We start from the raw sequence: 19,610 nt of genomic DNA, 5'->3' as shown, positions 1-19,610 counted from the left end.
TCTAGAATGAATTTAAATTTATTGTAAGTATTAGAAGGAATTTAAGGAAAAGTTACGAATAGTATAATAAAATAAATAGTTTTTTGAAAATTGTGTAGAAGATGATCAATATATACCTTAAGAGAATAGATATTCATGAAAAGGGACTGACCCGTGTCTGCTATTGGGTCAGCCCTTTCTAGTGAGGTTTATCTTGTTTTCATTTCTCTTTTTGAAAGAAGTTTCTGGAGTTTGGTTGATTTAAACTCCACTATTGGTTGCGTTATGCTTGTGAAAAACCATGTTGAGAAAATCATTGTCAGAACCAATGATACACCGAGTAAGATTAATAAACTCGTAGTGGGATCAATTGTATCCTTCAGCTGGCTTTCCCGGAATAAGCGGATAAGAAAGCCGTGCAGCAAGTATACATATAGCGTATTTTTGCCCCACTTAGTGAAGAACTGTCTTTTCGTAGGGACAAAGGTAAAGAAGCTAAAGATCATCACAACGTTCAGCAAGTAAACAAATGCCCTGACCGCTAAACTAATGACGTTGTTCCCTTCGAAGTCTCCATACGGCTTAGAGCCAAGTAACCATTTATCGGAGAATTCAGGTATAAAAAACATTCCTAAAAATACGAGAACAAATAATGTACCTGCCACTATACGTGCTTTACTCGTTTTAAAATATTCGAAGTGCTCCTTCTCCAAATAATAGCCCATCAGGAAAATGGGAAAGAAAACAAATGTTCTGGACAGGCTTAGATAGTTTGAAATCACATCAGCAAATCCTACAAGCAGCCCAATGGAAAAAGCGATTGTCAATCCGATGCCGGGCTTGAACTTAAACCACTTGATGAAAACATACAATAATGCGTTCCAACAGAATAAGCTGATGAGGAACCATAATGACCAGTGCGGATTAAGGGGATCGACTTCAAATGTTGATTTTTGATAAAGAAAATAGTAATACACCGTGTAGATCAATTGAAACACAAGGTAAGGAAGTATTAACTTTTTCGCCAGTTTTTGAATATATCCCTTTTTATAAAATCCTTTTGCAAAAAACCCTGCCACAAGAATAAAGGCTGGCATGTGGAAGGTGTAGATCGTTTTGTACAGAGAAAGGATAAATGGATCGCTTTCTATATAGGACCGGATCAAATGTCCAAAAACAACCAGGAAGATCAAAATGAATTTGGCATTGTCGAAGTAATAGTCACGTTGTTTCATATCTTCACCATCTCTTAGAATAGATTTATCCTAATTCATTCTTACCCTAGGATACAATGAGTAAAACATGAATTTCACTGTTAATTATCACCAAAAGTATGGGAAGCTATGCGAACTCTATAATGACCTGAGCCAATAGTCGTCTTTTAAAATAGTAGGGGGATGAGGAAATGACTAATAGTAGTAAATTGCAGAAAGAGCTGAATAAGGACGAATGTCATCCCGTCGATAGGGAAATTTGCTTAGCATCACCCATGCCGATGTTCGTGATCAATAAAGAGTTGAAAATTGTCTTTGCCAATGGAGAAGCATGTGAAACGCTACAGACCACGAAAGAAAGGATTGTAGGCACACTGTTCAGCAACTTTTTTTCTTCTGTTCCGGCCCCGATTGTGGCTCATTATAAGGAAGTAATGGAAACCGGAAAGAACCTTGAAGATGAAACGTTAATGAATATTAGTGATAAGAAAATCATCCATATTGAACTATTGCTTAAAAAATCGACCATTTCTCCTAATGCCTATCTGTATTTCAAGGATGTAACGGCACTAAAGGAAAAAGAGCGGAAAGATCATATGAATGTCCATTTGTTATCGAATATTTTTCAGAATGCATCAGAAGGAATCGTTCTCTTTGATATAGAAGGAAATATTAACGACGTGAATCAGGCATTCAGTTTACAAGTCGGATTGGAAAAGGATGAAATCACAAACAGGAAAATAAGCTCATTTATTCCTGAGAATGCGCATTATAAGGTTGAAAAGATAAAAGAACTGATTTCTCAAAACAAAAAAGCCCGTGGGGAAATTCCAATAAAAAAATCACATAGCATTTCAATGGTGGAATTTACGACAAGTCCGTATGTGCATCACAAGCTTCATATGGCCATCCTTAGGGATGTAACCGAGAAGAGACAGATGGAGATTCAATTAAAACGAAACGAAGAGTTGTTTAAAGGCTTATTTGAAGAAGCGATTGATGCGATCGTTTTATGGGATCAGGATGGTAGAGTACTTAAAGCGAACTCTTCCGCCCTGAAGATCTTTGAATGCTCACTTTCAGAGCTTCTTTCGAAGAGGATCCGTGACTTTGTTTATCCTCTGGAAAGCCAAAAGTTTGATTTAGTCATGGAACAGTTAAACAGAAGCGGTGCAGTAAGGGATGAAGTACTGTTTCTAATGCCTAACAATCAGTTGAAGCATTTGGAGTTCACTTCTAAGCTTCATTCCGTTGATGGGTATAACATGACGATCTTCAGAAATGTCAGTGAGCGTTATCAAATGGAAAAGGAATTGCGGGAAAGCGAGGAGAGGTTCAGGAAGATTTTCGAAGGTTCACTGGACGGCCTGATTCTTACCAATCACAATTATGTTGTCGTAGACGCAAATCCTGAAGTGAGTAAGATCATTGATATCGAGAAAGATCACTTAATAGGTAAAGATGTACGTGAAATATTGACTATAGAACCCGGTGAAGAATCATATGATGAATACTTACAACAATTGAAAGAAGACGGGCAGGCGACGTTTTTAAAAACGTTGACTTCTCATAGGGATAAGGTTCAATACATTGAGCTGTCATCCAAGTACAATTTGCTCTCTAATTTAAATCTAACGATCATTCGTGACATTACAGAACAAATTGAAATGCAGGAGCAGTTGAGAAAGTCAGATACATTGAGTGTAGTTGGGGAGCTTGCTGCAGGTATTGCCCATGAAATCAGAAATCCAATGACTGCCCTTAAAGGCTTTATTCAATTGTTGGAAAATAGTGTGGGTCAAGATCATGAGATGTACTTTAATGTGATTACTTCTGAGTTTCAGAGAATTGAATCCATCATTACTGAGTTTCTAGTATTAGCAAAGCCACAGGCGATTCAATATCAAGAAACAAATTTAATCAGAATCATGAAAGATACGGTAGAACTATTAAGTGCTCAGGCAGTCATGCATAATGTGCAATACGAGGAGAGTTACCAAGTGGATCTCCCAACCATCATCGCAGAGCCCAATCAGTTAAAGCAGGTTTTCATTAATGTCATCAAGAATGCGATTGAAGTTATGACGGACGGTGGGTTCATTTCCATCCGAATCCAAGAGACGGATGATGAAATGATTCACATACGCATAAAAGATCAGGGTGGCGGGATATCAAAGGATAAGATTAGAAAGCTTGGTGAACCATTTTACACTACGAAGGAACGGGGAACTGGACTTGGTCTGATGGTAAGCTTTAAAATTATTAAAGAGCATAAAGGAAGTGTTCAGGTTGAGAGTATCGTTGGAGAAGGAACCACCTTCCACATCTATCTCCCTAAATCGTAAAGGAGTCCTGTATAATGTCATCTCATTCTATTATAATGGAGAGTCCGATTGGAAAGTTAGAACTTCAAGCGGATCAGAGCCATCTAATTTCGGTACAGTTTTTAGAAAATGATTTACGAGGGGATTTTGTCACCGAGAATCCAATATTACTAAGGGCACAAGAGCAAATCACAGAATTCTTTAAGGGGGAGAGAAGAGAATTTGATCTCCCTCTAAAGATAGAGGGAACGGCTTTTCAGAAGGAAGTATGGAACACCCTGCAACAGATTCCATTTGGTGAAACCCGGTCTTACCAGGAGGTAGCCCAAGCGATCCAAAGACCTAAAGCTGTCAGGGCAGTAGGGCAAGCGAATAAAGCCAACCGATTCCCCATCATCATCCCATGTCACCGTGTCATCGGTAAGAATAACACACTTACAGGTTATGCTGGTAAGCAGGTGGATAAGAAAGAAACCTTACTGTCATTAGAAAAATAGATTCAGTAACAGGCATTTTCCATAGGGAGAATGCCTGTTTTTTTATGACTGATTTCGCAAGGTTTGTTGTATTATGACATATGATCAGCCAGGACTCTGTCAACCCGTGTGTGCTAGATAGTGAGGGGAACCGCTCCGTTTGCAGCTAGCGTTCGGCCGAGCCTCCAAAGCTTAGCCGAACGGGGTCTCTGCACGCCCGTACTTCCGCGGGGGACTACGCAGTTCCCCTCACCATCTATAAGAAATTTTCATGACACAGAGCTTAAAGGTAACAAAAACTTTTAAAGAAGACAGAATTTCTAGTACACAAGAGAAAATAGTTCACTGGTAAAAGAGGTTGTTTTCTAAATTTTTGTTGTTATTATTTAGATTTTCTAAGAAAATTTATGCTGAGAAAGTTGATTCTCGCTGCAGGTGCTCGACTCCTGCGGGAGAAGCGGGACAGTACGAAAAGCGGAAGGGCTTTGCCAGGTGCGACCCCACAGGAGCAGAGTGACGAGGAGGCTCACCACACGCCCCGCGGAAAGCGAGCACCTGGAGCGGAAATCACCCACTACTCGCTAAGCAACAAAGTTTACGAAAATAGCCTATTTATTTTGTGATTGATTTATCATTCTAATTAGAAAGGGGGAGACCTGTTGCAATTAAGTAAGCAGGTAGCTTTTCATAAAACAATGGGGGATCCGACCCGAATCAAGATTGTCTATTTACTGGCATCAGAAAGCTTTCACGTAGGAGCCATTGCGGGAAAACTGGGACTCACCGCCCCGACAATATCCCATCACCTAACGAAACTCAAAGAGTGCAATCTTGTTTATTCACGAAGGGAGAAGAACACGGTTTACTACTATTTGAATAAAAAAGTTCTGAGTCATCATGGGAGTGTTCTTCATCAGTTTGCTCATGAAGAGAAAGGGGACAGTGTGATGGCAGAAAAACTAATGAAAGAAAAACAAAAGGTGATGAATAATTTCTTGGAGAAAAATGGACGAATCAAAAATATTCCTTCTCAACAAAAAAAGAAATTATTTATATTGGAACATATGGTGGAAGGATTAAAGGTGGGAGAAAAATATAAGGAAAAAGATTTGAATGAATATATTCAGCAATTTCATGAAGACTTTGCAACCTTACGAAGAGAATTTATCATTCATCAGTTTATGTACCGGGAAAATAGCATTTATGAAGTGAATCCGAGGGAAATGTGGGCGTCGACAAAGTTATATGGGTAATAACATGGAAGCCAAAAGAAGAGCAGGAGGAATCTATTGCTCTTCTTTTGGCTATTGTTTAATACCTATGGTTTGTTGAATACTTTCCTCGAAGCGAGGGTACAGGACACATTTTTCCGTGATGATGCCGGTAATCAGTTCATGAGAAGTAACATCGAATGCAGGATTATAAACATGAACGTTTTCTGGAGCAATCAACGTCCCCCCGATTGTTGTGATTTCTTCCCGGTTACGCTCTTCAATGGGAATATCGTTTCCGTTTAAGCTGGAAAGATCGAAAGTGGAAGAAGGAGCAGCGACATAAAAGGGTATATTGAAATGTTTACACAAAATGGCAAGCATGGACGTTCCGATTTTATTTGCGGTATCCCCGTTGGCAGAAATCCGGTCAGCCCCGACAATGACGGCTTCTACACCTTTTTCTTTCATGGTATGTGCAGCCATGCTATCTGTGATGAGGGTGACATCTACTCCTGATTGCTGTAACTCCCAAGCGGTCAGGCGGGCTCCTTGCAGAACAGGTCGTGTCTCACATGCATAAACCTGAAACGCTTTTCCCTTTTCTCTTCCTAGATGAAAAGGGGCCAATGCAGTACCGTATTTACTCGTTGCAATGGACCCGGCATTACAGATGGTCATCACGATTTGTTTATCCTTCAATACACTCAAACCATTTTCCCCTAAAAGACGGCACACGGCCTCGTCTTCTGCATGAAGCTGGATGGCAGCATGGAGTAAATTGGTTTTAGCTTCATTAACAGAAGAAACATTCTCTAATACCTTTTCCAAGCGGTTCAAAGCCCAAACCAGGTTGACTGCTGTAGGGCGTGAATCGGCAAGATATTCTTTGTCACATTGAAACAGGCCGATAAATTCCTCTAACGTATTCACTTCATACTGACAAGCTGACTGGGCTAAACCGTAAGCAGCCGTAATGCCAATGGCAGGTGCACCTCTCACTTTTAGTGTGATAATCGCATCATAATACTCTTCGATGGTCGTCAGTTTAATGTATTCCACTATGTTAGGCAGTTTTTGTTGATTAAGAATCAGTAAATAATCTTCATGCCACTCTAGTGAAGTTGGAATTGTAAGTGTTTGTGTCATGATAATCTCCTTTATTCATTAAGAATGGGACTGTATTAAGGATATGAGTTCCTCGATGGAATGGATCTGTTTTCGTTTCACGATCAGTTCTTTCCCGAGAACTATGCAAGTACGTTTGGCCAGTATTCTTTGTTCTTTTTCAGCGATACTCTCCAAATCTTCAACATGAGCAAGGCCTATCGTTCTCCTGATACATTCACATCCTGCAAAACCGATGCTGTCTTGAAAGCTCTTCTCCAATACATATTCAAGGTAGCCATCCACTTTCGTGTAGGCATCTCCGCTTTCTTTCCAATACTTGGAGAACACAGTAGAGAAGACGTTCCAGGTATTCTCAATGTGATAGAGAATCGTTTCCTTCTCATCTGGCTTGGAAACGGCTTGGAAAATAAGGTTGGCAATGAACTGTCCAATATCAAAGCCAATCGGTCCATAAAAGGCAAACTCGGGATCAATCACTTTTGTTTGATTCTTATCTACAAAGATGCTTCCCGTATGAAGATCTCCATGAAGAAGTGCCTCTCCTTCAGTAAGAAAGCTCTTTTTCAATTTGGCCACTTCAAGTTTCAAGGTGAAATCAGCCCATAAATGTTGGACGTCCTGGGAAAGCTCTTCTTCAAATTCATTGGTTTCACTGTTAAAAAAAGGATCCGTGAATACAAGGTCCTCAGTGATTTTGCACAACTCAGGATTTGAAAATTCTTTCACGTATTCCTTTTTCTTAAAAGGATGAAGGGCATAATCAGAGGTGAAATATAAGGTATTAGCTAAAAATGTTCCAATGTCATGGGAGAGCCGGGGGTAATTTTCCCCTTTGATAAGGCCAGCCCGGGCAATGGTCAGTGCGCTCAAATCTTCCATGACTGTAATCGCAAGTGTCGGATCAGAATAGTACACTTCGGGAACGAGATCCCCTACAAATGATTGCTGAAGCTTAAGGGCACTCGCTTCTATTCTTGCCCGTTCGATTGTCAACGGCCAGCTTTCACCTACAACCTTCGCATATGGTAGGGCTTGCTTAATGATGATTCCCTTACCTGTTTCCCGTTCTAATACACGAAAGACCAGATTTAAATTCCCGTCTCCAATTTCTTCACACGTTAAGAGAGTGCCGTCTTCAAAAATTCTTAAGCGAATCGCCAGTGCAATTGCCGCCTGTTCAGTTAATGGTTGATATGTATTGAGTCTCGTAATCGCCATTGTCCTTCCTCCTTTAAGTACAGTCTTATTGAAGACTGTGTTGTGGAGGCTTTTCTGTGGCATAAGAAAAGCCTCTTTCCATGTTCGAAAGAGGCTTGAAGAAGGTATCTTCGTCGCCTCTTATCTCTCAGAAAGACTATCTTTCTGTTGGAATTAGCACCGTGCCTTAATGGATCCATTCAATCCGGCGCGTGCTGCGCCCCGTTTTACAACGGTATTATGGTCGGTTGCTGGGCTTCATAGGGCCAAATCCCTCAGCCAGCTCTTGATAAGAGTTGCGTAAACTATTTAATTAAACTTTCAGAATGTTTCATTTGATTTGAATAGTACCATCGAAGTATTTTCCATGTCAACGTTTTTTAAAAAAAATAACCCTTTTTAATAAAAATGCGGTCTTCGATCCTGGAATATCGGAATCTGTTTTCGGACTCTATCTACTTCCTGTAAATTGATTTTAGCTGAAACCAATTCTTCATTTTGTGACCCTTTTGAAAGAATTTCTCCCCATGGATCAATGATGAGGGAACAACCGCCAAATTCATTGTTCGGGTCGCTTCCCACCCGGTTGCAGGCGATCACGAAGCATTGATTTTCAATCGCTCTTGCCCTTAAGAGGGTCTGCCAGTGATCAATTCGTGCTGCAGGCCACTCTGCTACGACAAAAACAACCTTGGCACCTAGTAGAACTTGTTTTCTGAACCATTCCGGGAAACGGATGTCGTAACAAATCAATCCCGCCATCTCTGTGTCTTGAAGGGTGAAGATGCCATCTTCATGCCCAGGAAGTAAATAATGATGTTCATCCATTAGCTTAAACAAGTGAAGCTTCGAATACTTTTTCACCAACTCGCCTTTTGAATTCGTAACTAAAAGGGTATTGGACACCCCATCCTGCGTTTTCTGTGCAATAGAACCACCTACAATATGAATAGAATATTTCTTTGATAGGGCAGACAGGAAGGAGATTGAATCTTTTGCTCCTTCATCAGCGATTTCCTCCATTCTTGTAAGGTCATATCCAGTCGTCCACAGTTCAGGGAGTACAACCGTATCACAGCCTTCGTCACACGCTCTTTTAACCCATTGTTCTACTTTTTGCTTGTTTTTTTCGGGATCCCCGAACACAATATCCATTTGTGCAAGACCTATCTTTTGAATCATTTCTTTCACCTCATTATGGACTTTTGGAATTTATTCCTTTACATTCTTTATTTTCCGTTATATCATTTGTGACTAGAATTTGAAAGTAATTAATTTTCAAAAAAATGTAGTGGGTGAGTGTATGAAAACCTTTAGTAAGGCAAAACGATTAGATTTATTACCTGAACAATTTTTCGCATCCCTCGCGGAAACAGTGAATGCTGTGGTCAAAGAGGGACATGATGTCATTAATTTGGGCCAGGGAAATCCGGATCAACCGACTCCTCCACATATTGTGGAAAAACTGACAGAAGCAGCAGCTTCCCCGTCCAATCATAAGTATCCTCCATTTCGCGGCTTATCGTCCTTTAAAGAGGCGATTGCTGCTTTCTACCTTCGTGAATATGGTGTGGAATTAGACCCGGAAACAGAGGTAGCTGTGCTGTTCGGAGGAAAGGCAGGGTTAGTTGAAATCCCTCAATGTTTATTGAATCCTGGTGATGAGGTATTGGTGCCCGATCCCGGTTATCCTGATTATTTATCAGGGGTGGCATTGGCAGAAGCACGTATGATTAAAATGCCTCTACGAGAGAAAAATGGATTTCTGCCTGATTATCGTGAACACTCTCGTAATGAGCTGGAAAATGCGAAGCTAATGTTTCTGAATTACCCTAATAACCCTACTGGAGCGATCGCCACAAAATCATTCTTTGAAGAAACAGTCACTCTTGCCAATCAGCATGATATTTGTGTTGTACATGATTTTGCCTATGGAGCTATAGGGTTTGATGGAAATAAGCCCATAAGCTTCTTGGAAACAAAAGGAGCAAAAGATGTGGGGATTGAGATTTATACATTATCGAAAACGTATAATATGGCTGGCTGGAGAGTGGGGTTTGCAGTAGGGAATAAGAGTGTCATAGAAGCGATCAACCTCCTCCAAGATCACTTATATGTGAGTCTGTTCGGTGCTATTCAAGAAGCGGCTACCACTGCCCTTTTAAGTTCCCAGGAATGCGTACATGAGCTTGTTTCAACATACGAAGAAAGAAGAAAACTATTAATCTCCGGACTTCAGGAAATAGGGTGGGATGTAAAAGCTCCACAAGGTTCCTTCTTTGCTTGGTTAAAAGTACCTGAGGGATTCACCTCTGTAGAGTTCTCTACTTATTTACTTGAAAAAATCAAAGTCGCTGTAGCCCCGGGAGTTGGCTTTGGAGAATTCGGAGAAGGGTATGTACGTGTAGGACTATTAACCACAAACGAGCGGATAAAAGAAGCGATTTCGCGTATTGAAAATTTAGAATTATTCCATAAAAGGGATTGACAGAAGTTGAAATTGGTGCAATAATCCAACTGAAATAATGAATAATGAAATTCTTATCAAGAGCAGGCGGAGGGACCAGCCCTATGAAGCCCGGCAACCGACTTATTCAAGCACGGTGCTAATTCTTGCAGCAATAATGCTGACAGATAAGAAAGAGTGACTTTATCAAACCTCTTCTTATTTGGAAGAGGTTTTTTGTTTACCCGGGCTTATGAAATCAACATGCGGATAAGAATAGCATGTTTTCAAAAGGAGGCAGGACAACAATGAGTGAAGTGATAGCCACATATGAACTAAAGGGAAAGAGTGGTTCATTCGAGAAAAAGGCAGAGGGAATCGCCCTGGGATTGACGGTCGGTTCATGGACGGACTTACCGCTCCTGGAACAGGATCAATTGCGCAAGTACAAGGGGAGAGTCGTTTCTGTGAAAGAGTGGGAGGGTAAAAATGGACCCAGAGGTAAGGTGCAAATTGGCTATCCCGGTCATAATTATTCAAATGATATCCCAGCCATCCTTACTACGGTATTCGGCAAGCTTTCCCTGGATGGTGAAGTGAAATTAGTAGATATAGAGTTTTCCAGTGACTTAAAAAAAGCCTATCCTGGGCCACGGTTTGGAATAGAAGGAATCAGGGAGCTAACAGGTGTACAAGAAAGACCCCTGTTAATGAGCATCTTTAAAGGCGTAATCGGCAGGGATCTTACCTACCTTGAAACTCAATTAAGGGCACAGGCTCTAGGGGGAGTCGACGTAGTAAAAGACGATGAGATTCTCTTTGATAATTCACTAACACCTTTCACTGAGAGGATCAATATAGGGAAAAGAGTGTTATACGAGCTGTTTGAAGAGACAGGTAAGAAAACGTTGTATGCTGTAAACCTAACAGGAAGGACTTCAGAATTACGTGATAAAGCAAGAAAAGCACGTGAGCTTGGAGCCCATGCCCTTTTATTCAATGTGTTTTCATACGGCCTGGATGTTCTCCAGGAATTGAGGGAGGACCCTGAGATCGGATTGCCGATTATGGCCCACCCTGCATTTGCAGGTGCTGTTGCTTCATCTCCTGCACATGGTGTGAGCTATTCTTTATGGTTAGGGAAATTCTTACGAATGGCCGGAGCTGATTTTTCTTTATTTCCATCTCCATACGGAACTGTCGCATTAGATAAGAACCAAGTCCTGTCGCTCAGTCATGAGTTAACAAAGGATGACGATCAACTAAGAAGATCATTGCCCGTACCGTCAGCTGGCATTCATCCTGCGCTTGTACCGCTTTTGATGAAGGATTTTGGTTTAGACTGTGTCATTAATGCAGGTGGTGGCATCCATGGCCATTCAGATGGGGCAATTGGAGGGGGAAAGGCATTCGTCCAAGCAATTGAAGCAGTTTTAAGAGGAGAGTCTCTGACAGATGCTGCAGATACCCATAGTGAGCTTCGTAAAGCACTATCCCTATGGGGAGAGGAGGTAAAGGTATAGTGACGCGTCCGATCATTTTCTGTGATTTTGATGGCACGATTACAGAAACCGATAATATCATCTCGTTAATGAAATCCTTTGCTTCTCCAGAATGGGAACCTATCAAAGACGACATCTTAAATCAGTCGATTTCCATTAAAGAAGGAGTCAGCAAGCTGTTTTCACTTATTCCTTCATCACAGAAAGAGGAAATGATTCAGTATCTATTAGACACAGCAGTCATACGTAAAGGGTTTAAGGAATTTGTAGATTATACAAAAAAACATGAGATTCCTTTGTATATCGTTAGCGGTGGAATCGACTTCTTTGTTCATCCTTTACTAAAAGAATATGGGCCTTTTAATGGGGTTTATTGTAATAAAGCAAACTTTAACGACTCAACCATAACGCTTCATTGGCCATATCCATGTGACGATCACTGTGAAAATAAAGGATGTGGGTGCTGCAAGCCTTCCATCTTGAGAATGTTGTCTTTAACAGAAGATACAGAGGTCATTGTGATAGGGGATTCTGTCACTGATATCGAAATGGCAAAGCTTGGAGATACTGTGATCGCCAGAGACTATTTGGCACATACATGCGAAGAAAAAGGAATTCTCTATCATCCGTTTGAATCCTTTCACGATTGCTTGGACGTCATTGAAAAAGGAGTGAAAATATGAATTCCTATCAATCTCAATGGAAAGAACTCGCTGATATTAAAAGGGAACTGGCAGCCAGGGATTGGTTTATGGGAACGAGCGGGAACCTTGCGATACGAGTGAGTTCTTTACCTGCTACTTTCCTGGTAACGGCAAGTGGAAAGGATAAAAGGAAGCAAACCGATAAAGATTTCCTGCTCGTGAATGCTCGTGGTGAGGCCATCGAGGATACTCCTTTACGACCATCTGCCGAAACATTGCTGCACAGTCATGTTTTCACAGAAAGTTCAGCAGGTTGCAGCTTACATGTCCATACTGTTGCCAATAATGTGATTAGTGAATTGTATGGGGATGAAGGTGTCGTCACATTTAGAAACCAAGAATTAATTAAAGCGTGGGATAAATGGAAGGAAGATGATTCTTTAACCATTCCAATTATTCGTAATCATGCACATATCCCGACGCTTGCCGAGGAGTTTCAGTCCTTTATTAAAGCAGACAAAGGGGCAGTGCTCATTCGCAACCACGGGATTACGGTATGGGGACGAACCGGTTTTGAAGCTAAGAAACTATTAGAAGCTTGTGAGTTTATGTTTCAATATCAACTCACTCTTTTATCCTTAACGAACACGAGATCATTTACTAAAGGAGGAGTCAGATTATGACGACAATCAAAATCCAAGGGAAAAACCAAGTCATTGATAATCAGGAAGAAGTAGTGAAGTATTTAAGTGAACAAGGAGTCATTTATGAGCATTGGAAAATCGAAAAGCTGGACGAAGGACTAAGGGACCAATACGCTTTAACCGAAGATGATAAAGCGGAAATTCTGTCTACTTTTAAAGAGGAGATTGAAAATATTTCAGAGCGAAGAGGATATCAGGCTTGGGATGTGATTTCCCTTTCCGAGCGCACACCAAATCTTGAAGAGCTTTTAAAGAATTTCCAACAGGAGCATCATCACACAGATGATGAAGTCCGTTTTATTGTAAACGGCCATGGTGTATTTGTTATTCAAGGAAGTGATGGTGATTTCTTTGAAGTGCATCTAAACCCGGGTGACTTAATTTCAGTCCCTGAAAATATCCGGCATTATTTTACATTGAGTGAAGACAAGCAAGTAGTTGCCGTCCGGATTTTCGTTACACAGGAAGGCTGGGTACCAATCTATTAATATAACTTTAGGGTAGACAAAGAGTGGAATCCATTGTCTATCCTTTTGTTTTTGATAGAGGATATATTTAGCGAAAAATGTCTAATTAAGATACATTACTAGTTATTTTGTCTTGTTTTGCGAATCTATTTACTTTTCTAATAATACTTGCGATAATGCTCAAGTAACGATTTAACTTAATAAAGGCTAGGAGCTAAAAAGGAGTTTATAAGAAATGGGTCGTCTACTAAAACAGAAGTGGTTATTAATGAGAATTAATCAAAAACGTTCAGAAATGATTGGGTTGGGAGAGAGTTTAGGATTATGTGCAGCGGAGACAATCAAATGCAGCCAGCAATTAGATCAGCTTTTGAACGACTATGAAAAGTGCACAAATATGATAGTACCATTAACCCTCCAAGAAACATCAAACGAATTTGGGCAATACATTAAGAACTTATTAAAACGAACTGCTTCTTGAGACTACTCACCAAGGCTTTCCCTCACCATTCAAGGTTTACAAGAGACAATCATCTCCAACAAATCCACATTTAAACCAAGACAATCATTTTAATTTGTCGTTATCTAAATAAACGAAGGGCGGTTCGCTATATGCGTAACGCCCTTCGTTTATTTACTGTTGAGCAGTGATTCTTGTTTGACAAGGATAGGGTTTATCTGTATAATATTTTGAAACTGAGATATTTATTTAAAAGGAATGAATGGAATGAACGAAACTCCAGACACAAAACGATCATTAAAGCTTTTCATTGTCCTGTCAAGAGCTTTCAAAGCCTTAAATGAAGAGATAAATAAAAACATCCAGGAGAACGGTTTAAACCCTACTGAATTTGCCGTCCTAGAGCTTCTTTATCATAAGGGAGATCAGCCTTTGCAACAAATTGGCGGAAAGATTCTATTAGCTTCCGGCAGCATTACGTATGTAGTGGATAAGCTTGAACAAAAGGGCTACCTAAAGCGCAATGCTTGTCCAAAGGACCGTCGGGTCACCTATGCTCAAATAACAGAAAGCGGCAGAAAGTTAATTGATGAGATATTCCCTAATCACGAAAATCGAATTCATGAACTGATGTCAGCTCTATCTCCTGATGAGAAGGAAGAAACGATAGAAATGTTGAAGAAATTAGGCTTATCCATTAAAGACTTGTCGTATTGAGTCGAACTTCCTGTGCCCCGTCTTTCATGAGACGGGGCTTTTATTTTGTCTTATAAGCACGTCCTTTCACATCAGTTCCATTATTTCTATTTCCTAAAATTCGATATTACAATAAACAGGAGATTTTCTATCATAAGTCGAATAACTATATTCGGGATTATATTAGGAGGAGGCAATAGTATGAAGTTTGATCAGTTTACATATGAAAGGCCCAATTTAGAAGAGGTTAAACCTGTTTTCCAACAATTGCTAGGGAAATTTAGGTCTGCGTCCAATGTACAGGAACAGGTGGATGCCATGAAGGAATTGAATGATATACGTCTGAACATCGATAACATGCAAAATATATGCTATATCCGGCATTCTATCGATACCAATGATGAGTTTTACAAAAAAGAGCAAGATTATATCGATGAAATGATGCCTGAGGTTCACGGGATGGTGACGGAATATTACCAGGAACTCGTAAACTCTCCTTATCGAAAAGAATTAGAAGAAAAGTGGGGAAAGCAGCTATTCGCTCTGGCAGAAAGTGAAATGAAGACTTTTTCTCCTGACATCGTCACTCTATTGCAGAAGGAAAATAAATTATCTTCCCAATATACAAAGCTGATGGCGTCTGCAAAGATTCCATTTGAGGGGGAAGAAAGAACTTTGGCTCAAATGGGTCCTTTCACACAATCTGTAAATCGGGAAACAAGAAGAGAAGCCGCTCAAGCGACCGTTGCTTTCTTTGAAGAGAATCAAGAAGAATTGGATCGTCTATTTGATGAGTTAGTTAAGCTGCGTCACACGATTGCGACCACATTAGGGTATAAAAACTTTGTTGAATTAGGTTACTATCGTATGACGAGAACGGATTATACTCCTGATATGGTAAAGGTTTTCCGCGAGCAAGTAAAGAAGCATATCGTTCCTCTTGCTACAGAACTTAAAGAAAGACAAGGAAAGCGCATTGGAATAGATTCCATGAAGTTTTTTGACGAAGGCTTTAAGTTTACTTCCGGAAACGCAGTTCCTAAAGGAAGCCCTCAGTGGATCATAGATAATGGCAAAAAGATGTACGAAGAGCTGTCACCTGAAACAAAGGAATTCTTTGATTTCATGATTGAGCATGATCTCATGGATCTGGAAGCGAAGAAAGGAAAAGCTGGAGGCGGCTACTGCACGTATATTGCAAACCATGAGTCTCCTTACATCTTCTCAAATTTCAATGGGACCTCAGGAGATATTGATGTATTGACCCATGAAGCAGGTCACGCGTTCCAGGTTTACTCCAGCAGGGGATTCGATATCCCTGAATATATTTGGCCAACGTATGAAGCGTGTGAAATTCATTCCATGAGCATGGAGTTCTTCACGTGGCCATGGATGAATTATTTCTTCGAAGAGGATACAGACAAGTATCAATTTTCACATTTAAGTGAAGCATTGCAATTCCTTCCTTACGGTGTGGCAGTTGATGAGTTCCAGCATTTTGTGTATGAGAATCCTGAAGCTTCCCCGGCTGAACGGAATGCCGCCTGGAGAAAAATTGAGAAGGAATATCTTCCCCATAAGGACTACGGTCATGTTTCTTACTTGGAGAATGGAGGATTTTGGCAGCGCCAATCCCATATTTATAATTCTCCCTTCTATTATATCGATTACACATTGGCTCAAATTTGTGCATTTCAATTCTGGAAGAAGATGAATCTTAATCGTGAGGAAGCGTGGAGTGACTATGTTGCCCTTTGTAAACTGGGAGGGAGCCTTTCATTCACCGGGCTTGTAGAAGCAGCCAAACTTGATTCTCCATTCCAGGAAGGGACAGTTGAAAAAGTCATTGAACCGATCAGACAGTGGCTAAATGGAATAGATGATCAATCATTATAAATGCAAAAAGGGCAGCGTATTTTTTACGGCTGCCCTTTTTGTTAGGGCTCTTCTACAATTCCGGAAGAATTACGTTCTTTTGCTTCTGAATTTCCCTGCTTGTACATAAGGTGAAGTAGAAGGTTGTCAGAGGTGATGGGATGAAAAAACTAGCTGGGTCGTTTCAAATAGCTGCTGTTTATGTTGGTACCGTTATAGGAGCCGGATTTGCAACAGGAAGGGAAATTGTAGAGTTTTTCACTCGGTTTGGCTTTGTCGGGTTTATTGCGATTTTATTAAGCGGGTACTTATTTATTACAATGGGAACGAAGATTATGCTGAAGTCCCATGATATTAAAGCAAAGTCCTTTGAAGAATTTAATGAATATCTATTTGGAAAATGGTTTTCTAAGGTTATGAATATCGTCATGATGATTATGCTGATCGGGGTTTCTGCGGTTATGCTTTCAGGAGCGGGGGCTGTTTTTCAAGAGCAGCTTTTGCTACCAAAACAATTAGGGATATTGCTGACAATCGGTCTTGGATTCATCACGATGATGGTGGGGATTAAAGGGCTTTTTGCAGTTAATACGTTCGTTGTTCCTCTTATGATTGTCTTTAATCTTTTATTGATGGTTTATTCTGTTCGAAACGCAGCTTTTTTAGACGCATTTCTAATGATACCGCATGCAGAGGATGGATGGAAATCCGTAGTAGCACCTTTTTCATACGTGGCCTTTAATCTGGCCATGGCTCAGGCGGTTCTCGTTCCCGTTGCCGGAGAAGTGAAAGACCGGGAGACCATTAAGTATGGAGGATATCTTGGCGGTTTTTTCCTTACACTGATCCTCATTTCCAGTCATATTACCTTAGTCATGATCCCGAATGTGACACAATACCAAATTCCAATGGCTGTGGTGATGAAATCCTTTGTAGCCGGGTTTTATCTTGTTTATATCATCATCATTTATGGTGAAATTTTCACTTCCGTGATCGGGGGGGTATTTGGTCTGGAGAAACAATTAACGAATTATTGGAAGGGCTCTTCTTTAATGACCTTTACCGGTATCTTTCTCGTGATCTATTCGTTAAGCTTTTTTGAATACAGTGAACTTCTGTCGTATTTATACCCACTTTTTGGGTATATGAGCTTATTATTCATCATTCTTCTTTGGATGAAACCCAATAAATAATCATCAAGGTGAGAGTAAAATGCGGGTCTGCTGCTCATGTTAATAGGGACTAATGAAAAGGAGTGGCGAACATGACGCAATCAAAACATGAAAAAGAAAGACAGTGGAATGTAAGAAAACAGGAACAGCATCCTCATGGCAAAGTATCATCCTTCAAGGAGCTTTCAGAAGGAAAAAAAGGAAAAGAATAAGAAAAAAAACGGATGCATCGTGCATCCGTTTTTTTCTTGGCTCTAATTACTCTTCTCTCTGATGATGGTAAGAGTCGCTTGTCTTATATTGTTCGGGGAAATATTTATTCCGCACTTCATCCTTATCCCAATCCGTTTGATTGCAAGCTGCAGCCAGTTCATCCAGGTGCCTCATAATGTACTGCATGTCGAGATTTTGAAGGCTTTCGTAATCAATTCCTTCCAGAATATAGTCTTTAAATGTCCACACCATATGCTGCGTTTCTTCGCTATTGTTTTCCCCTATCATTCGCAGCGAACGCAGGATTTCAGCAATAATGGATATGTCCTGCTTCCCGTAATGCCTTAACTGGTAAAAGCTCTTGTATAGATGATCAACAAAGGTAGGCTGTTCCAATATGATTCGCACATTGTTTTCTTCATCCGATAAATAAGAGCTTGGAAGCTTGTATTTAGCAAGTTTCGATAGAATGATCCCGATTTCTTCTATACAGTTTTTTGCCGTATTCGGGTCATTGATGGCGGGGGAAATGGCTCTCAAGGCTATTTCAACCAGCTTTCTTATCCCGAGCTCAATGTCTTCCATGGGCTCTTTATCAGGCCCAAGTACGAGGTATTCCAAGTAATCTTCTACATCAATGTCTTTATTCGTCGCCCATGCTGTCATGATAGGAGTTCCTTCAAGTAAGTATTCACCGGGTGTTTTCATCATGCGGATAACTGCTTCATCCTTAGCAGCATTATTGATCATTCCTTCAATATTGATCTGTTGTAAGTACCCCGATTGTTCACTATACACCAAAATGGGCTCCGTATCGTCAAAGAGCGTCTCATTAAAGGTTGAAGGCTGTTCATTAATGGCATTCTTTCTATATAAATAACTATTATCAATTTTTTTATTGGTTTTGATTGTTATATTATGTATTAAATTACTTACCTTCACCCAATTGGAAACATGATGAACAAAGTAGACGAAAACAAATAAACAAATAATCGCCACTATACCGGCAAAGGCCGAAGAAATATATAGTTTTTGCCCGGACTCGTCCTGAAGGAGAACCAACAAAGTGATGCAGTACACCACACCTGACACAAAAATGGCTAGAACCCGTTGTGTAGGACGGTCATTAATGAAGTTCTGCAGGGTTCTGGGTGAATATTGGGACAAAAAAGTGGTTAAGACGACCATAATCGTTGAAAAGGTAATCGTCGTCATGGTCATGATCGAAGATGCAATCGTACTGATGATGGTCATGGATAAATCAAAATTGGAAAATAGTACCTTGGGGAACAAAGGATACTCATGCTGACTCAACCACCAATCAAAATAGAAGGTGATGAGAGCAAGTACTAATGAGATAAGTGAAAATAAAAATGGTACAAACCAAAAACTTTTCCTGGCTTTGTTAACCATGTGAATATTTAAATTCATGACGGGGGTCCACCTTACGAAACAGTATGCTATAAGAGTATCCTTAATGACATTTCCGTAAACCTTTCTCTAGTTAAGGAGCTCAATTTAAAAAGATGGAGTCTCATTCTCCACCTTTTAGAAAATCGTACTATGCTTCAACTATTTTATAGTTTTTATGGTTAACAACTGTTTTTTCTTCCAGTTCAAGGTCTCGATAATTTTTCATATACGTTAGATCAACGATAACCGAGTTTTCATTTACTTTCTCTACAATACCTTTTAAACCCTCTCTAAATTCAATCACATTTCCAATTTCTGCTTTTTTCATCAGAGGTCGCCCCTTTTTACCAAAATTCTACAAACAATTACTAATATTTTGACTTAAACTCTTGGAAAGGTAAAGAGTTTTCTAAAAATTTCATCAAAAAAATTATTCTTGAGGTTTACATCCTTTTAAAACTACAATAGAGACATTCAGGATGGAGG

The 19,610-nt window shown here is 40.1% G+C and carries 19 protein-coding genes and 2 riboswitches; of the genes, 13 read left to right on the top strand and 6 right to left on the bottom strand.

What is annotated here, in order from left to right; all coding sequences use genetic code 11:
• Positions 1-188: 188 nt before the first annotated feature.
• The gene (locus tag AC6CIB_RS15850) at positions 189-1,214 is read right to left on the bottom strand and encodes an acyltransferase family protein (RefSeq protein WP_498282272.1); all 1,026 of its coding nucleotides are present in this window, start codon (positions 1,212-1,214) and stop codon (positions 189-191) included.
• Between the two features lie 170 nt (positions 1,215-1,384).
• On the opposite strand from AC6CIB_RS15850, the gene AC6CIB_RS15845 reads away from it, so the two are divergent.
• The 3 genes from AC6CIB_RS15845 (at position 1,385) to AC6CIB_RS15835 (ending at position 5,246) form a co-directional block, all read left to right on the top strand.
• Positions 1,385-3,538, top strand: coding sequence for a PAS domain-containing sensor histidine kinase (locus AC6CIB_RS15845; RefSeq protein WP_498282270.1), 2,154 nt, complete (start codon positions 1,385-1,387; stop codon positions 3,536-3,538).
• A gap of 14 nt (positions 3,539-3,552) precedes the next feature.
• Positions 3,553-4,014 carry a methylated-DNA--[protein]-cysteine S-methyltransferase gene (locus AC6CIB_RS15840; protein WP_498282268.1) on the top strand — a complete coding sequence of 154 codons (462 nt, stop codon included), beginning with the start codon at positions 3,553-3,555 and terminating at the stop codon, positions 4,012-4,014.
• A gap of 638 nt (positions 4,015-4,652) precedes the next feature.
• The gene (locus tag AC6CIB_RS15835) at positions 4,653-5,246 is read left to right on the top strand and encodes a DUF2087 domain-containing protein (RefSeq protein ID WP_498282266.1); all 594 of its coding nucleotides are present in this window, start codon (positions 4,653-4,655) and stop codon (positions 5,244-5,246) included.
• 51 nt (positions 5,247-5,297) lie between these two features.
• Here AC6CIB_RS15835 and mtnA read toward each other — a convergent pair whose 3' ends face one another.
• The 3 genes from mtnA to AC6CIB_RS15820 form a co-directional block, all read right to left on the bottom strand.
• Positions 5,298-6,353, bottom strand: a complete 1,056-nt coding sequence (gene mtnA / locus AC6CIB_RS15830) for an S-methyl-5-thioribose-1-phosphate isomerase (RefSeq protein WP_498282264.1) — start codon at positions 6,351-6,353, stop codon at positions 5,298-5,300.
• An 18-nt stretch (positions 6,354-6,371) separates the two neighbouring features.
• Positions 6,372-7,553, bottom strand: coding sequence for an S-methyl-5-thioribose kinase (gene mtnK / locus AC6CIB_RS15825; RefSeq protein ID WP_498282262.1), 1,182 nt, complete (start codon positions 7,551-7,553; stop codon positions 6,372-6,374).
• 117 nt (positions 7,554-7,670) lie between these two features.
• Positions 7,671-7,828: riboswitch (SAM riboswitch) on the bottom strand.
• Between the two features lie 103 nt (positions 7,829-7,931).
• Positions 7,932-8,714, bottom strand: coding sequence for a carbon-nitrogen family hydrolase (locus AC6CIB_RS15820; protein ID WP_498282260.1), 783 nt, complete (start codon positions 8,712-8,714; stop codon positions 7,932-7,934).
• Positions 8,715-8,835: 121 nt separating this feature from the next.
• Between AC6CIB_RS15820 and AC6CIB_RS15815 the strand changes: the two genes are divergently transcribed.
• The 10 genes from AC6CIB_RS15815 (at position 8,836) to AC6CIB_RS15770 (ending at position 17,710) form a co-directional block, all read left to right on the top strand.
• Positions 8,836-10,020, top strand: coding sequence for a pyridoxal phosphate-dependent aminotransferase (locus tag AC6CIB_RS15815; RefSeq protein ID WP_498282258.1), 1,185 nt, complete (start codon positions 8,836-8,838; stop codon positions 10,018-10,020).
• A 50-nt stretch (positions 10,021-10,070) separates the two neighbouring features.
• Positions 10,071-10,173, top strand: a riboswitch (SAM riboswitch).
• Between the two features lie 113 nt (positions 10,174-10,286).
• On the top strand, positions 10,287-11,501 hold the full coding sequence (locus AC6CIB_RS15810) for a 2,3-diketo-5-methylthiopentyl-1-phosphate enolase (protein ID WP_498282256.1): 1,215 nt from the start codon (positions 10,287-10,289) through the stop codon (positions 11,499-11,501).
• Positions 11,501-12,163, top strand: coding sequence for a 2-hydroxy-3-keto-5-methylthiopentenyl-1-phosphate phosphatase (locus AC6CIB_RS15805; RefSeq protein WP_498282254.1), 663 nt, complete (start codon positions 11,501-11,503; stop codon positions 12,161-12,163). Before AC6CIB_RS15810 ends, AC6CIB_RS15805 begins: the two co-directional genes overlap by 1 nt.
• Entirely contained in the window at positions 12,160-12,807 is a 648-nt protein-coding gene (locus AC6CIB_RS15800; RefSeq protein WP_498282252.1) for a methylthioribulose 1-phosphate dehydratase, read from the top strand. Before AC6CIB_RS15805 ends, AC6CIB_RS15800 begins: the two co-directional genes overlap by 4 nt.
• The gene (locus tag AC6CIB_RS15795) at positions 12,804-13,316 is read left to right on the top strand and encodes a 1,2-dihydroxy-3-keto-5-methylthiopentene dioxygenase (RefSeq protein WP_498282250.1); all 513 of its coding nucleotides are present in this window, start codon (positions 12,804-12,806) and stop codon (positions 13,314-13,316) included. Before AC6CIB_RS15800 ends, AC6CIB_RS15795 begins: the two co-directional genes overlap by 4 nt.
• A gap of 214 nt (positions 13,317-13,530) precedes the next feature.
• Positions 13,531-13,776 (top strand): aspartyl-phosphate phosphatase Spo0E family protein, encoded by a 246-nt coding sequence (locus AC6CIB_RS15790; RefSeq protein ID WP_498282248.1) that lies wholly within the window; start codon positions 13,531-13,533, stop codon positions 13,774-13,776.
• Positions 13,777-14,013: 237 nt separating this feature from the next.
• Positions 14,014-14,472 (top strand): MarR family winged helix-turn-helix transcriptional regulator, encoded by a 459-nt coding sequence (locus AC6CIB_RS15785; protein WP_498282246.1) that lies wholly within the window; start codon positions 14,014-14,016, stop codon positions 14,470-14,472.
• 180 nt (positions 14,473-14,652) lie between these two features.
• A complete protein-coding gene (locus AC6CIB_RS15780) occupies positions 14,653-16,347 on the top strand; it encodes a M3 family oligoendopeptidase (RefSeq protein ID WP_498282244.1) in 1,695 nt (564 codons plus the stop codon).
• A 140-nt stretch (positions 16,348-16,487) separates the two neighbouring features.
• On the top strand, positions 16,488-17,519 hold the full coding sequence (locus tag AC6CIB_RS15775; RefSeq protein WP_498282242.1) for a YkvI family membrane protein: 1,032 nt from the start codon (positions 16,488-16,490) through the stop codon (positions 17,517-17,519).
• A 71-nt stretch (positions 17,520-17,590) separates the two neighbouring features.
• A complete protein-coding gene (locus AC6CIB_RS15770; protein WP_220154054.1) occupies positions 17,591-17,710 on the top strand; it encodes a DUF6254 family protein in 120 nt (39 codons plus the stop codon).
• Positions 17,711-17,756: 46 nt separating this feature from the next.
• Here AC6CIB_RS15770 and AC6CIB_RS15765 read toward each other — a convergent pair whose 3' ends face one another.
• Both AC6CIB_RS15765 and AC6CIB_RS15760 read right to left on the bottom strand, forming a co-directional pair.
• Positions 17,757-19,142, bottom strand: a complete 1,386-nt coding sequence (locus AC6CIB_RS15765; RefSeq protein ID WP_498282240.1) for a DUF2254 domain-containing protein — start codon at positions 19,140-19,142, stop codon at positions 17,757-17,759.
• Between the two features lie 130 nt (positions 19,143-19,272).
• A complete protein-coding gene (locus AC6CIB_RS15760) occupies positions 19,273-19,452 on the bottom strand; it encodes a YkvS family protein (protein WP_044337597.1) in 180 nt (59 codons plus the stop codon).
• Between the last annotated feature and the right edge of the window lie 158 nt (positions 19,453-19,610).

Source organism: Rossellomorea sp. GQ25, from assembly GCF_059758515.1.
This window is presented reverse-complemented; position numbering and strand designations above follow the sequence as displayed.

Excerpts from the sequence above, each read along its gene's own strand:
- AC6CIB_RS15850 (WP_498282272.1), bottom strand. The coding sequence starts at position 1,214 with ATGAAACAACGTGACTATTACTTCGACAATGCCAAATTCATTTTGATC.
- AC6CIB_RS15845 (WP_498282270.1), top strand. The coding sequence starts at position 1,385 with ATGACTAATAGTAGTAAATTGCAGAAAGAGCTGAATAAGGACGAATGT.
- AC6CIB_RS15840 (WP_498282268.1), top strand. The coding sequence starts at position 3,553 with ATGTCATCTCATTCTATTATAATGGAGAGTCCGATTGGAAAGTTAGAA.
- mtnA (WP_498282264.1), bottom strand. The coding sequence starts at position 6,353 with ATGACACAAACACTTACAATTCCAACTTCACTAGAGTGGCATGAAGAT.
- mtnK (WP_498282262.1), bottom strand. The coding sequence starts at position 7,553 with ATGGCGATTACGAGACTCAATACATATCAACCATTAACTGAACAGGCG.
- AC6CIB_RS15820 (WP_498282260.1), bottom strand. The coding sequence starts at position 8,714 with ATGATTCAAAAGATAGGTCTTGCACAAATGGATATTGTGTTCGGGGAT.
- AC6CIB_RS15815 (WP_498282258.1), top strand. The coding sequence starts at position 8,836 with ATGAAAACCTTTAGTAAGGCAAAACGATTAGATTTATTACCTGAACAA.
- AC6CIB_RS15810 (WP_498282256.1), top strand. The coding sequence starts at position 10,287 with ATGAGTGAAGTGATAGCCACATATGAACTAAAGGGAAAGAGTGGTTCA.
- AC6CIB_RS15800 (WP_498282252.1), top strand. The coding sequence starts at position 12,160 with ATGAATTCCTATCAATCTCAATGGAAAGAACTCGCTGATATTAAAAGG.
- AC6CIB_RS15795 (WP_498282250.1), top strand. The coding sequence starts at position 12,804 with ATGACGACAATCAAAATCCAAGGGAAAAACCAAGTCATTGATAATCAG.
- AC6CIB_RS15790 (WP_498282248.1), top strand. The coding sequence starts at position 13,531 with ATGGGTCGTCTACTAAAACAGAAGTGGTTATTAATGAGAATTAATCAA.
- AC6CIB_RS15785 (WP_498282246.1), top strand. The coding sequence starts at position 14,014 with ATGAATGGAATGAACGAAACTCCAGACACAAAACGATCATTAAAGCTT.
- AC6CIB_RS15780 (WP_498282244.1), top strand. The coding sequence starts at position 14,653 with ATGAAGTTTGATCAGTTTACATATGAAAGGCCCAATTTAGAAGAGGTT.
- AC6CIB_RS15775 (WP_498282242.1), top strand. The coding sequence starts at position 16,488 with ATGAAAAAACTAGCTGGGTCGTTTCAAATAGCTGCTGTTTATGTTGGT.
- AC6CIB_RS15770 (WP_220154054.1), top strand. The coding sequence starts at position 17,591 with ATGACGCAATCAAAACATGAAAAAGAAAGACAGTGGAATGTAAGAAAA.
- AC6CIB_RS15765 (WP_498282240.1), bottom strand. The coding sequence starts at position 19,142 with ATGAATTTAAATATTCACATGGTTAACAAAGCCAGGAAAAGTTTTTGG.
- AC6CIB_RS15760 (WP_044337597.1), bottom strand. The coding sequence starts at position 19,452 with ATGAAAAAAGCAGAAATTGGAAATGTGATTGAATTTAGAGAGGGTTTA.